General features: G+C 71.9%; 11 protein-coding genes. 4 read left to right on the top strand and 7 right to left on the bottom strand.

Annotated features, from left to right (window positions below):
• Positions 1–877 (bottom strand): ROK family transcriptional regulator (locus tag C1J00_RS26820; protein ID WP_146046261.1); only part of this gene is annotated, 877 nt, incomplete at its 3' end.
• A gap of 135 nt (positions 878–1012) precedes the next feature.
• On the opposite strand from C1J00_RS26820, the gene C1J00_RS26825 reads away from it, so the two are divergent.
• Positions 1013–2218: an MFS transporter gene (locus tag C1J00_RS26825; protein WP_102911594.1), complete on the top strand. Its 1206-nt coding sequence runs from the start codon at positions 1013–1015 to the stop codon at positions 2216–2218.
• 137 nt (positions 2219–2355) lie between these two features.
• On the top strand, positions 2356–3735 hold the full coding sequence (locus C1J00_RS26830) for a uracil-xanthine permease family protein (RefSeq protein WP_102911595.1): 1380 nt from the start codon (positions 2356–2358) through the stop codon (positions 3733–3735).
• 3 nt (positions 3736–3738) lie between these two features.
• Here the strand turns inward: C1J00_RS26830 and C1J00_RS26835 are convergent, their stop codons facing one another.
• The gene (locus C1J00_RS26835) at positions 3739–4872 is read right to left on the bottom strand and encodes a glycoside hydrolase family 6 protein (protein ID WP_102911596.1); all 1134 of its coding nucleotides are present in this window, start codon (positions 4870–4872) and stop codon (positions 3739–3741) included.
• 175 nt (positions 4873–5047) lie between these two features.
• Between C1J00_RS26835 and C1J00_RS26840 the strand changes: the two genes are divergently transcribed.
• On the top strand, positions 5048–5761 hold the full coding sequence (locus tag C1J00_RS26840; RefSeq protein ID WP_102911597.1) for a DUF5995 family protein: 714 nt from the start codon (positions 5048–5050) through the stop codon (positions 5759–5761).
• A 102-nt stretch (positions 5762–5863) separates the two neighbouring features.
• Here C1J00_RS26840 and C1J00_RS26845 read toward each other — a convergent pair whose 3' ends face one another.
• Both C1J00_RS26845 and C1J00_RS26850 read right to left on the bottom strand, forming a co-directional pair.
• Positions 5864–7561 (bottom strand): flavin monoamine oxidase family protein, encoded by a 1698-nt coding sequence (locus C1J00_RS26845; protein ID WP_102911598.1) that lies wholly within the window; start codon positions 7559–7561, stop codon positions 5864–5866.
• A 50-nt stretch (positions 7562–7611) separates the two neighbouring features.
• Entirely contained in the window at positions 7612–8400 is a 789-nt protein-coding gene (locus C1J00_RS26850) for a carbon-nitrogen hydrolase family protein (RefSeq protein ID WP_102911599.1), read from the bottom strand.
• Between the two features lie 299 nt (positions 8401–8699).
• Here C1J00_RS26850 and C1J00_RS26855 point away from each other — a divergent pair, with 299 nt between their 5' ends.
• Positions 8700–9236 carry a Repetin gene (locus C1J00_RS26855; RefSeq protein WP_102911600.1) on the top strand — a complete coding sequence of 179 codons (537 nt, stop codon included), beginning with the start codon at positions 8700–8702 and terminating at the stop codon, positions 9234–9236.
• Here C1J00_RS26855 and C1J00_RS26860 read toward each other — a convergent pair.
• The 3 genes from C1J00_RS26860 to C1J00_RS26870 all read right to left on the bottom strand — a co-directional run.
• Positions 9205–10401 carry an MFS transporter gene (locus C1J00_RS26860; protein WP_102911601.1) on the bottom strand — a complete coding sequence of 399 codons (1197 nt, stop codon included), beginning with the start codon at positions 10399–10401 and terminating at the stop codon, positions 9205–9207. The two genes, C1J00_RS26855 and C1J00_RS26860, sit on opposite strands and share 32 nt — an antisense overlap.
• Positions 10402–10537: 136 nt before the next feature.
• Positions 10538–10990 carry an Lrp/AsnC family transcriptional regulator gene (locus C1J00_RS26865; protein ID WP_062925738.1) on the bottom strand — a complete coding sequence of 151 codons (453 nt, stop codon included), beginning with the start codon at positions 10988–10990 and terminating at the stop codon, positions 10538–10540.
• Positions 10991–11000: 10 nt separating this feature from the next.
• The coding region (locus tag C1J00_RS26870; RefSeq protein ID WP_102911602.1) for an amino acid permease at positions 11001–12353 on the bottom strand (1353 nt) is incomplete at its 5' end.

The following is a 12353-nucleotide window of genomic DNA, read 5'->3' on the forward strand; positions in this document are numbered from 1 at the left end:
GTACCACCCCCACCGCGGACGTCCGCTCACCCGGCGTCGCCGGCATTCCGCACTCGGCCGCGAGGTCCACGACCGCCGCCGACGAGGCCAGCGAATGGAAACCGCCCTCGCAGTCCGTCGAGGTCGGCAGTGCTGCCGTACCCGGGACCGGGAGGAAACCGATCTCGCCGGTGCCGCCGGAGGCACCGCGGCGGAGGGCGCCGTCGAGGACCACGGCCGCCCCCGTCCCGTGGCCCAGCCACAGCAGGACGAACGTGTCCCGGTCCCGGGCCACCCCGTCGCGCTGCTCGGCAAGCGCCGCGAGATTGGTCTCGTTCTCGACGCGGACGCGAGCCTCGGGCAGACGCTCCTGGAGGGTGGCGACGAACCGGCGATGCCACTCCGGCAGCCCGGTGGAGTCACGGAGTTCGCCGCTGGACGGGTCGATCAGGCCGGGCACCCCGATCCCCACGGTGTGCAAGCGGTCGGCACCGGCTTCCTTCGCCACACGCTCGACCAGGGTGACCGCCTGCTCCACGGCGGGACCCGTCCCCATGTCCCCGCCGATCGGCACCGACGCCTCGGCCAGCACCCGCCCCACCAGGTCCGCGACGGCCACGGCGACGCCCTCGGTGCGGATGTCGAGGGCGGCCAGGTGCGCCCGGTCGGCGACGATGCCGTAGACCTTCGCGTTGGGACCGCGCCGCTGCTCCCCCGCCTCGCCGACCACCGCGATCAGACCGGCGGCGGTGAGGCGTTCGACGAGGTCGGCGACGGTGGGCCGGGACAGACCGGTCAGCTGCTTCAACTGCCCTGCCGTCAAAGGGCCTTCCTGCTGGAGCAGACGCAGGGCGAGCCGGTCGTTGATGGCCCGGGCGGTGCTCGGGGATGCGGGCATGGCGGGATCCTTCCAGACGGGCGGAGCCGTCGACCGTGGCCCGCAGGGAGACCCTCTTATTATCAGGCAGGGTTCCTGATAGTTTACGCCCGCACCGGACACGAGCACGGCGCAGACCTGGAGGGGAACCGCAGAATGGGCAACGTGGTCGACGAACAGCGCGAGGTGAAGCGGTCCCGGTACGCCGTGGCCGCCGTCTTCGCCGTGCACGGCGCCGTGACCGGCTCGTTCGCGACCCGCGTGCCGTGGATTCAGGACCACGCGGGCGTGAGCGCGGGCCAGTTGGGGATCGCTCTCGCCTTCCCCGCGCTCGGCGCCTCCGTGGCGATGCCCCTCGCCGGGAGCATCAGTCACCGCTTCGGCGCCCGCAACGCGCTGCGCGGGCTGATCGCCCTGTGGACGCTGTCGCTGGTCCTGCCGTCCCTCGCCCCGAACCTCCTGACGTTGTGTCTGGCCCTGTTCACATACGGCGCGACGGCGGGCATGGCGGACGTGGCGATGAACGCGCTGGGGGTCGAGGTCGAGAACCGTCTCGGCCGGTCGATCATGTCCGGGCTGCACGGCATGTGGAGCGCGGGCGCCCTGGTCGGCTCGGCGGCCGGCACGCTCGCCGCGCACCTCGGGTCGGACGCCCGGCTGCACCACGTCCTGGCCGCCGCGGTCCTCACCGTCGTCGGAGTGCTGTCCTGCCAGTGGGTGCTCGACCTGCAGCCCGCCGAGGACGAGGAGGCGCCGCCGCGGTTCGCGCTGCCGCCCCGCTCGGCGCTGCTCATCGGCGCGATCGGGTTCTGCGCGGTGTTCGCGGAGGGCGCGAGCCTGGACTGGTCGGCGGTCTACCTGCGCGAGCAGCTGGAGACCTCGGCCGGGCTCGCCGCGGCGTGCACGACGGGCTTCACGCTCACCATGGCCGTCGCGCGGCTCGTCGGCGACAAGGTCGTGGACCGCTTCGGTGCCGTGCGGACCGTGCGGACGAGCGGTGTCTTCGCCGTCCTGGGCGGGCTGCTGATCGTCGTGGCGGACCATCCGGCGGTGGCCATGAGCGGGTTCGCGCTGATGGGCCTGGGCATCGCCGTCGTCGTGCCACTGTGCTTCGCTGCGGCCGGCCGCAGCGGATCCAACCCGAGCCTGGCCATCGCGGGCGTCGCGACCATCACCTACACCTCGGGGCTGGTCGCGCCGAGCGCGATCGGCATGCTGGCTCAGGCGACCAGCCTGATGGTGTCGTTCTGCCTGGTGACGGCGCTGTCGTGCGGCCTGGTGGCGTTCGCGGGCGTGCTCCGACCCGGCGAGCGGACGAAGACCGGCCGGCCGGACGCGGCGGTCCCCGACCCGCGGCCCTGAACGCACCGCGACGGCGGCGGTGCGCGCGGTCGCGGCGGCCGGGTCCAGGGCCGGCACCCGCCCCGGTCATCAGCACGGTGGGCTCGCCCCGACAATGGTCCGGACACTCGCACGCACGACGAAAGCGAAACCGCACCATGGATCTCGGCGTCCGCTGGAAACTGCACGGCGACGGACGCACCCCGGCGCCCGGCGCGGTGGTCCGCCCCGACGAGCGGCTCTCCTGGCCCCGCACGGCGGGGCTCGGCGCCCAGCACGTCGTGGCGATGTTCGGTGCGTCCTTCGTGGCGCCGGTCCTCATGGGCCTGGACCCGAACCTCGCGATCATGATGTCGGGCGTCGCGACCGTCGTGTTCCTGCTCGCGACCCGCGGCAGCGTGCCCAGCTACCTGGGCTGCTCACTCTCCTTCGTCGGCGTGGCGGCGGTCATCCGGGCCCAGGGCGGCAGCAGCGCGACCGTCACCGGAGCGGTGTTCGTCGTCGGGGGCGCGCTGTTCCTGGTGGGGCTGGCCGTGCGGCGCTTCGGGGCGCGGATCATCCACGCCACCATGCCGCCGATCGTGACCGGCGCGGTGGTGATGCTGATCGGCTTCAACCTGGCTCCGGTGACGGCCTCGACGTACTGGCCGCAGGACCAGTGGACCGCCCTGCTGGTGATGCTGTTCACCGGTCTGGCGGTCGTCTGCCTGCGCGGCTTCTGGTCCCGGATCGCGATCTTCCTGGGGCTGGTCTTCGGGTACGGGATCTCCTGGGTGTCCGACCTGGTCTTCGGCAGGATCCACTCGGTGGACGCGAGCGGCAAGGTCACCGACCACTGGCGGCTGGACCTCTCCGGCGTGGGCCAGGCCGACTGGATCGGGCTGCCGACGCTGCACGCCCCGTCCTTCGAGTGGTCGGCGATCCTGGTCGCCCTGCCGGTCGTCATCGCGCTGGTCGCGGAGAACGCCGGGCACGTGAAGGCGGTCGGCGAGATGACCGGCGACTCCCTGGACGACAAACTCGGCACGGCGATCGCGGCCGACGGCGTCGGCTCGATGCTGTCCACCGCTGTGGGTGGTCCGCCGAACACCACGTACTCCGAGAACATCGGCGTGATGGCCGCTACCCGCGTGTACTCGACGGCCGCGTACTGGGCCGCCGCGGGTTTTGCCCTGCTGTTCGGCGTATGCCCGAAGTTCGGCGCGGTCGTGGCGGCGATCCCGGGCGGGGTTCTCGGCGGCATCACCGTCATCCTGTACGGCATGATCGGGCTGCTCGGCGCCCAGATCTGGCTCAACGCCGGGGTGGATCTGCGCAATCCGCTGAACCTGGTGCCGGCGGCGGCGGGCATCATCATCGGCGTCGGCAACGTATCCATGAAGTTCACGGACACGTTCTCGCTGAGCGGCATCGCACTCGGCACGGTGGTCGTCATCACCGGCTACCACGCCCTGCGGGCCTTCGCCCCGGCCCACTTGAAGTCGCAGGCGCCGCTGCTGGACGAGGGCACCTCCTCCTACGACGACGCCAAGTCGTAGCCGCTACGGCGAAGCCAGGTCGTAGGCGTACGAGGCCGTGAACGTCCCCGGCCTGCCCTTGCAGCCGTCCGACTCCCCCGGCAGCTTCACCCACAGGTAGGCGTCGATCCGGGCCTCGCCGGTGCTCAGGGTCGGGGTCCGGCCGAGCTTGCGGCCCGCCGGGTCGCACCACTCGCCGTCGGCCGGGGCGCCGTTGCCGTTGCGGCTGGTGTCGATGACCGCGCCGAGGCTCGCCGGGCCGCCGAGCGCGTCGAGGACCCGCCGGTCGTGGGCGACCTCGGCTGCGGTGGTGTGGAAGTTGGAGACGTTGCTGAAGATGCCGTCGGAGGACTCCGGCGAGGCGGCACCGGCCTGCCTGAGCCAGGCCGCCTGCTTGCCGGGCGCGTTCCAGCCCGAGTGTCCCGCGTCGAAGTAGACCCGGGCCCGGGGGTTGGCGGCCTTCAGGACGCGGCCGGCCCGGGCCAGCGAGGCGAAGCGGTCCGCACGTTCGCCGGCGGAGAGGCACTCGGCCTGGGCGACCGAGTCGGGCTCCAGGACGACGATGACCTCGCCCGAGCCCAGCCCGGCCGCGAACCGGTCGATCCAGGCGTCGTAGGCGTCCAGGCCGGGCGCCCCGCCCTGGGAGTGGCCGCCGCAGTCCCGGCCGGGGATCGCGTACGGCACGACGACGGGCACCCGGCCCAGCGCGGCACCGCCCGACGTCACCGCGGCGACCCGGGCGGTGATGGTCTGCGGGGAGTAGTCGGCGAACCAGACGGCCGCGGGCTGCTCGGCGATACGGGACGCGATGACCCCGTGCCGGGGGTCCCCGGAGTGGGAGCGGACCCACGCGAGGACCTGGGAGCCGGGGTGGCGGTAGAGCCGTCCGGCCACGGTGGAGGTGCGCTCCTGTTGCTTCGCGGTCTTCGAGGGGATCGGGGTCTTCGTCCGGCGCGCGGACGGGGACGGCGAGGGCGAGGCGGACGCGGTGGTGGCCGGTGCGGACGACGACGGCACCGCCGGCAGCGGCGCGAGCCGGGGCGAGGCCGACACCTCGGGGGACCCGGCCTCGTCGGAGGCCCGTCCGCCGTCATCGAACGCGGCGACGACCCCCGCGACCGCGCCGGCCACGACGACGACCGAGGCCGCCACGGCCATCGCGCCACGCCGGGCGGCACGCCTGCGCCCCGCCCTGCGGGCGGCCAGGCGCTGGGCACGCGAGCCTGACACGCTGCTGTTCCCCCTCCCCCTGCGGTGGGCACTGTTCCCCCGTTTCGGGGAAGCGCCGGGCCCGCCGGTGCTCCCGCCAGCCTAGAGCTGCGACTCTGCCCGCATGCCGCGATGCGAACAAGTCCCCCCAGCCGTGGACACTCCGGTCGACTCCGTCATCTCCCGTATGCGCGCGCTCGACGCGGCCCTGCACCCGCGGGACGGGGTGGCTGTCTTCAACCGCGTCTACCTCGCCGTGACGGAGGCGGTGGACCGGTACGTCGACACCGGGCGGTTCACGGACGCCCACGCCGCGATCACGCTGGACGTACGGTTCGCACAGCGGTATCTCGCGGCGGTCGAGGCGGTGGCGGGCGAGCGGCGCCCGCCCGCCTGCTGGCGGCCGCTGTTCCAGTTGCGCCGCCATCCCGGGGTACGTCCGTTGCAGTTCGCGCTGGCGGGCATCAACGCGCACATCGGGCACGATCTCGCGCTGGCCGTCGTGGACACCTGCCGTACGCTCGGCTGCGCACCCGTCGACCTGGAGGACGAGTTCGACATGGTGGGCGATCTCCTCGTCTCGCTGGAGGAGCGCATCCGCGACGATCTGATGCCGGGCCCCGACCTGTTCCGGATCGCCGACCCGCTGGCCCACCTGCTCGGCTCCTGGAGCCTGGACCGCGCCCGGGACGCCGCCTGGGCGGCGGCCCGGGCCCTGTGGGTCCTGCGTGAACTCCCCGATGTCGCCGACGAGTTCACGGACCGCCTGGACACGGCGGTGGGTTTCGCCGGGCGCATGCTGCTCACGCCCCTGACCGGGCCGCCGCTGCGGGGCTAGTCCGTGGCCGGGCCGCCGTTGCGGGGCTGGTCCCTGGCCGGGCCGCCGCTGCGGTGCTGGTCCCTGGCCGGGCCGCCGCTGCGGTGCTGGTCCCTGACCGGCTCAGTCCTCGGGCAGTTCGACGGGAGCGATCTCGTCGTAGACGTCGCCGGGGCCCGGGTTGGTCGGGTCGGTCGTGCCGCCGAGGTGGTGCATGACGCCCCAGACCGCGTTGAGGGCGGTCTGAATGGCGCCCTCGGCCCAGCCGGCCGTCCAGGAGATGTCGTCGCCGGCGAGGAAGATGCCGCGCTTGTCCTCGGGCAGCCGGTCCTGCATGAAGTGCGTGAACAGGCGCCGCTGGTAGCGGTAGTGGCCGGGGAGGTTGGCCTTGAACGCGCCCATGAAGTAGGGCTCGTTCTCCCAGGAGACCGTCACCGGGTTGCCGATGATGTGCTTGCGGATGTCGACCTTGGGATAGATCTCGCCGAGCGACTTCAGCATGACCTCCATCCGCTCGTTCGCGGACAGCGGCAGCCACTTCAGGCTGTCGTCGCACCAGGTGTAGGAGAGGCAGATGACGGCGGGCTTGTCCGGGCCGTCGTCGAGCAGGTAAGTGCCGCGCGTCATGCGGTCGGTGAGCGTCATCGACATGACGTCACGTCCCGTCTCCTCGTCCTTGTCGAGCCAGAACGGCCGGTCCACCGGGACGAAGAGCTTGGAGGACTCCATGTAGTGCGTGCGCTCGATCGCCGTCCAGTGGTCGATCGGGAAGAGCGAGTCGTCGCAGGCGATCTTCGACAGCAGCATCCAGGACTGGGCGGTGAAGACGGCCGCCTGGAAGGTGCGGATGTCGCCGTGTGCGTCGGTCACCGTGATGCGGTTGCCGGCGGTGCGGTGCAGCCGGGTCACGGCCGGGCGGGGCTCGCCGCCCTCGTGCAGGCTCGCGAGCGAGGTGCCCTGGGCCCAGTGGACGATCTTCTGCGGCTCGCGCTCCCACAGGCGCAGCGGCAGCTGCTGGGAGCCGCCGACGATGCCGCGGTGGTGGTCGTCGGCCTCGGTGTAGACGACGCGCAGGATCTCCAGGATGGAGTTGGGGAAGTCGGTGTCCCAACCGCCGGTGCCGAAGCCGACCTGGCCGAAGATCTCGCGGTGCCGGAAGGACTTGAACGCCTCGGAGTCGCAGAGGAAGCCGTAGAAGGTCTGGTTGTCGAGCTTCTCGACGAGCTTGGACCAGATCTCGCGGATGCGCGGGACGTCCCGCTCGCGCAGGGCGCGGTTCATGTCGGAGAAGTCGGCACCCTCCTCCAGGCACCGGCCCCAGGCCTCGGCGACGTCCCGGTAGACCTGGGGCAGGTCAGCGATCGTCTCGGCGTAGTGCGACTCGCCCTTGAGGTCGACGACGGTCGACGGGGTAGCCTCGGCGAGGGGGTTGGGGAAGGGCCGGGTCTCAAGGCCGACGAGGTCGATGTAGTGCTGGAGGGCCGTGGAGGACGGCGGGAAGCGCATCGCGCCCATCTCGGCGGTGAGGGACTCGTCGCAGCCGTCGAAACCCACCGTGCGCAGCCGCCCGCCGATCCGGTCGGCCTCGTACACGACCGGCTTGAGGCCCATCTTCATCAGCTCGTACGCGGCGACGATGCCGGACAGGCCGCCGCCGATGACCGCGACCTCCGTGCCGTGCCCGGTCGCGGGTATCTGTCCGAGGCCCGCCGGGTGGGCGAGGAAGTCGTCGTACGCGTACGGGAAGTCCGGGCCGAACATGGTGATCGGCGGCGCTTGCGCGTCTGCGTGCTCGACGGCGTTGGGCACGGTGGACGTCATGGGGTGCGGACTCCTTGCACGGGTACGAACGGGCGGTTCAGCGAGGGTGGTCAGACCAGCGGCCCGTAGAGGCCGGGCCGCCGGTCGAGCAGATACGGGTTGGCCTCGCGCGAGGCGGCGAGGAAGACGGGATCGACGTCGGCGAGGACGAGGTCCTCACCGCGTCCGGCCCGGGTCCGGGCGATCCCGTCGGGCCCGGCGAGCGTGGACAGCCCCACGAACTCGAACTCGCCCTCCCGGCCGGCCCGGTTGACGTACGCGACGTACATCTGGTTCTCGAAGGCCCGCACCGGGATCATCGACTCGGCGACGAACTGGAACGGGTGCATCTGCGCGGTCGGGACGACGAGCAGGTCGGTGCCGGCGAGGGCGTGGGCGCGGACGTTCTCCGGGAACTCCACGTCGTAGCAGATCAGGATGCCGACCCGGAGGCCGTCGATCTCGGCCTGGACGACGGGCTGGTTCCCGGGCGTGAAGTGGTCGCGCTCGAAGCAGCCAAAGAGGTGTGTCTTGCGGTAGTTCGCGAGCCGGGTGCCGTCGGCGGAGATCAGCTGGGCGGAGTTGAACACGGCGTCGCCGTCGCGCTCGGGGTAGGCGTAGGCGATCGCCAGGCCGTGTCCCGTCGCGATCCCGGCGATCGCGTCCGCGCACTCGCCGTCCGCGGGCTCGGCGAGGCGGCCGATGCCGTCGCCGATCGCGTACCCGGTCAGGAACATCTCCGGCGTCACGAGCAGCCCCGCGCCCGCGGCGGCGGCCCGGCCCGCGGCCCCGTCGAGCACCTTGAGGTTCTCGACGGTGGAGCCGGGCCGGCCGGAGCTCTGGAGCAGGGCGGTGCGCATGGGTGTTCCTCACCGGGCGAAAGGGTGGTTGGAGGGGCCACGTAGACGGTACGGGCGGCTGACCAGGGCGGACAAGAAGGAGCCGTTGCGCGCCGGTGAACGGTTCGTTGCGTGCGTCCGGGGCTGGGCGGCGATTCGTTGCGCACCCCGGGTCGGACACCGGCTCCTCCCCGGAGCGCAGCCGCGTACGGTCCTGCCCGCCGTGCGGCGGAGGTGGGGTCCCGTCCCGAGCGCGATGTTCTTCACCCGCGGAGCCGGAAGAGTAAGGGCTGTCCACAGGACCTGCGGAAAGGACCAAAATGAAGCGCCGTACGAAGATCGTCGTGCTCGCCTCCGCGCTGCTGCTCACGGCCGGAGTGGCCTCGGCCGCCACCGCGGCGGACGAGCCCCGGCAGCGTGAGGCCGCAGCGCTCACCGGCACCGCCATGCTGTACCGCTCGGCCGGGGACGACATCACGTTCTCGTTCGACGCGCATCTGGCCGCGAAGGACAAGGCCGACCCGGCGAAGGCCACCGGCACCTTCGAGTTCAGCCACTATCTGAACGGCAAGGGCGCCCGGGCGAAGGCCAAGGTCGACTGCTTGCTGACCGGTGGCAAGGTCGCCGTCGTCTCCGGCGTCATCACCGAGTCCGACCTGCCGGGCGCCAAGGGCAAGCGGGTCGGCGTCACCGTCCACGACTCCGGCCGTCACGACCGGCTCGGCTACAGCTGGGCCGCCACGGGCAGTCCCGCCGAGACGAAGGAGCTGCCCAGGTGCGTCAGCTCCGCCCCCTTCGAGAAGGTCGAGAAGGGGACGGGCGACTTCACGGTCGTCCCGTGGCAGCCCGAGCTCTAGCCAGCGCCAGGGCCGTCACCAGATAGGGAACCGCCAGCACCGCGAAGACCGTGCCGTGCGACAGGTCCGTGCCGAGCACCGCGTACACGCCGAACGTGGCGACCGTGGCCAGCTCGGTGCCCAGGCTCGCCACGGAGGTCAGCGTGGCCCGGCGGGACTCGTCGATGCGGTGCTGGAGACGGACGTCGGCGAGCACCTCGACCAGCTGGAACCCGGCGAAGGCGAGGCTCACGAGGGCGATACCGGCCAGGGAGCGGGACACGGCTCCCATGGCCAGGGCGAGGGCGGCGCCCGCGAGCAGCACCGCGAGCCCGCTCGGTCCGAGGCGTTCGGCCGGTCCGGCCAGGAGGCTGCCGAGGGTGACGCCGGCCCAGATCAGCATGATCAGGTAGGGCACCGTCGCCTCGGCGACGCCGAGGTCGCGGACCAGCAGTGGGGTGTACTCGTCGAGCGCGCCCCACACCGCGCCCACGGCCGGGACCAGCAGCAGGGCACCGCGCACCGACCGGTTCCCGCGGACCTCGGCGAGTCCGGTCCGCAGGGTCGTCGCCCAGGTGTCGCCCGCGTTGTCCGCCGGCACCCGGTGCTCGGGGAACCGGGTCGCGGTGGCGGCGGTCAGCACACAGGCCAGGAAGCTCGCGGCTCCGACGGCCGCGTAGCCGCCCTGGGCGAAGACGGGCCCCGCCAGGCCGATAGAGGCCACGGTGCCCAGCAGTCGCGCGGCCCGGGCCCGGCCCATGACCCGCGCGTACCGGCCGACGGCGCCGAGCCGGTCCAGTTCGTCGTAGACCAGCGCTTCCAGCGCGCCGGAGCCGAGGGCGCCGCCGGCGCCCCACAGGACGAAACCAGCCGCGAAGGCCCCGTACGACGGGACGGCCACCCACAGCGCGAAGCCCGCGGCGGTGAGCAGCGGGCCGATCCAGAGCAGCCTCCGGCGCGAGACGGCATCGGCCCAGGCACCGGAGGGCACCTCCAGCACCACGGAGGTGATCGACCACAGGGCGAACAGGGAGGAGATCTGCCAGAGCGACATGCCGGTGTCGGCGAACAGCAGCGCGTACACCGGGTAGAGCAGGACGAAGTCGTCGAGGAACGCGTAGCCGTACAGCGTGGTCGTCAGACGGCGGACGCCGGTGGCGGGCACGCGTGCGGGTGAGAGTGTCATGAGGCCTTCCCGGAAGGACGGATCGGATGCCGGAGGTACGGCGTCCGAGGCGGTCCTCGGGAGGCACGGCTGGTGGATCAATGTCGCCAGGTCATGACACTCAGGCTAGAGGTGTCGCGGGGAACGGGCCACAAGGTTACGTGGGGGAACCCGACGAGAAGCGCCGCAGCAGCGGCGAGAGCACGAGCACGGACTTGGTCCGCTCGACGAACGGTTCCCCGGCGATCCGCTCCAGGACCCGTTCGAAGTGGCGCATGTCGGAGGCGAAGACCTGGACGATCGCGTCCGCGTCCCCGGTGACGGTGGACGCGGCCACGACCTCCTGGTAGCGCTCCAGGCCCCGCTGGATGGTCTCCGGGGAGGTGTTCCCGCGGCAGTAGATCTCGACGAACCCCTCGGTCTCCCAGCCGAGGGCGCCCGGGTCCACCCGTACGGTGAAGCCGGTGATGGCTCCGGTGGCCCGCAGCCGGTCCACACGCCGTTTCACGGCGGGCGCGGACAGGCCGACGAGCCCGCCGATGTCGGCGTAGGAGCGGCGGGCGTCCTCGGCGAGGGCGTGCACGATGCGTTCGTCGAGATCGTTCAGCACAGTGGGTCGGTCACTTCTCGGATGGCGCGAGTCGGGAACGGCGGAAGCCGTACACGAAGTAGAACACGAGCCCGGCGGCCATCCAGACACCGAAGACCACCCAGGTCACGGTCGACAGGCTGCCCATCATCCAGACGCAGAAGGCGAAGCCCAGCACGGGCAGGACCGGCGAGAGCGGCACCCGGAAGGTGCGGGGCAGGTCCGGCTTGGTCCGGCGCAGCACCACGACGGCAACGTTGACGAGCGCGAAGGCGAACAGGGTGCCGATGCTGGTGGCGTCGGCCAGCTGCCCGAGCGGAACCGCGGCGGCCAGGACACCGCAGAACAGCGACACGATCAGGGTGTTGGCGCGAGGGGCGCCCGACTTCGGGTGGACCCTGGCGAACACCTTCGGCACGAGCCCGTCGCGGGACATGGCGAACAGGATGCGGGTCTGGCCGTACAGCACGGTCAGCACCACGCTCGCAATGGCGATGACGGCGCAGAACGCGAGCAGGGTGCCCCAGAAGGTCTGCCCGGTGACCTCGCGCATGATCTGGGCGAGCGCGGCCTCGGAGTCTGTGAATCCCTTCCAGGGCTTGGCCCCGACCGCGACGGCCGCGACGAGGACGTACAGCGCGGTGACGATGACCAGCGACAGCATGATCGCGCGGGGCAGGTCGCGCTGGGCGTTCTTGGCCTCCTCACCGGCGGTGGAGGCGGCGTCGAAGCCGATGTAGGAGAAGAACAGGGTCGCGCCCGCGGCGCTGACCCCGGCCATGCCGAGCGGCATGAAGTTCTCGTAGTTGCCGGAGCGGAAGCCCTGGACGCCGATGGCGCAGAACATCACCAGCGCGGCGATCTTCACGATGACCATGACGGTGTTCGCTCGGGCGGACTCGCGGGCGCCGCCCAGCAGGAACGCCATGGCCAGGAGTACGACGATCAGTGCCGGCAGGTTGAACACGCCTCCGTCGCCGGGCGGGGCGGACAGGGCGGCAGGGATGGTGACGCCGATGGTCCCGTCGAGCATTTCGTTGAGGTACTCGCCCCAGCCGACCGCGACGGCGGCGACCGACACGCCGTACTCCAGGACAAGGCACCAGCCGCATATCCAGGCGATCAGCTCGCCCATCGTTGCGTAAGCATACGAGTACGAGGAGCCGGAGACCGGGATGGAGCCGGCCAGTTCGGCGTAGGACAGGGCCGAGAAGAGGGCGGTGAGACCGGCGATGACGAAGGAGAGGGTCACGGCCGGGCCCGCCTTGGGGACGGCCTCACCGAGCACGACGAAGATGCCGGTGCCGAGGGTGGCACCGATACTGATCATGGTGAGCTGCCAGAGGCCGAGGGTGCGGCGCAGCGACCCTCCCTCCCCCTGGCC

The sequence above is a fragment of the Streptomyces cahuitamycinicus genome, assembly GCF_002891435.1.
In the GTDB taxonomy this organism is placed as follows: Bacteria; Actinomycetota; Actinomycetes; order Streptomycetales; family Streptomycetaceae; genus Streptomyces; species Streptomyces cahuitamycinicus.

What these genes read in the sequence shown, in the direction of transcription:
- C1J00_RS26825 (WP_102911594.1), top strand. Translation starts at nt 1,013, where the DNA reads ATGGGCAACGTGGTCGACGAACAGCGCGAGGTGAAGCGGTCCCGGTAC.
- C1J00_RS26830 (WP_102911595.1), top strand. Translation starts at nt 2,356, where the DNA reads ATGGATCTCGGCGTCCGCTGGAAACTGCACGGCGACGGACGCACCCCG.
- C1J00_RS26835 (WP_102911596.1), bottom strand. Translation starts at nt 4,872, where the DNA reads ATGGCCGTGGCGGCCTCGGTCGTCGTCGTGGCCGGCGCGGTCGCGGGG.
- C1J00_RS26840 (WP_102911597.1), top strand. Translation starts at nt 5,048, where the DNA reads ATGCCGCGATGCGAACAAGTCCCCCCAGCCGTGGACACTCCGGTCGAC.
- C1J00_RS26845 (WP_102911598.1), bottom strand. Translation starts at nt 7,561, where the DNA reads ATGACGTCCACCGTGCCCAACGCCGTCGAGCACGCAGACGCGCAAGCG.
- C1J00_RS26850 (WP_102911599.1), bottom strand. Translation starts at nt 8,400, where the DNA reads ATGCGCACCGCCCTGCTCCAGAGCTCCGGCCGGCCCGGCTCCACCGTC.
- C1J00_RS26855 (WP_102911600.1), top strand. Translation starts at nt 8,700, where the DNA reads ATGAAGCGCCGTACGAAGATCGTCGTGCTCGCCTCCGCGCTGCTGCTC.
- C1J00_RS26860 (WP_102911601.1), bottom strand. Translation starts at nt 10,401, where the DNA reads ATGACACTCTCACCCGCACGCGTGCCCGCCACCGGCGTCCGCCGTCTG.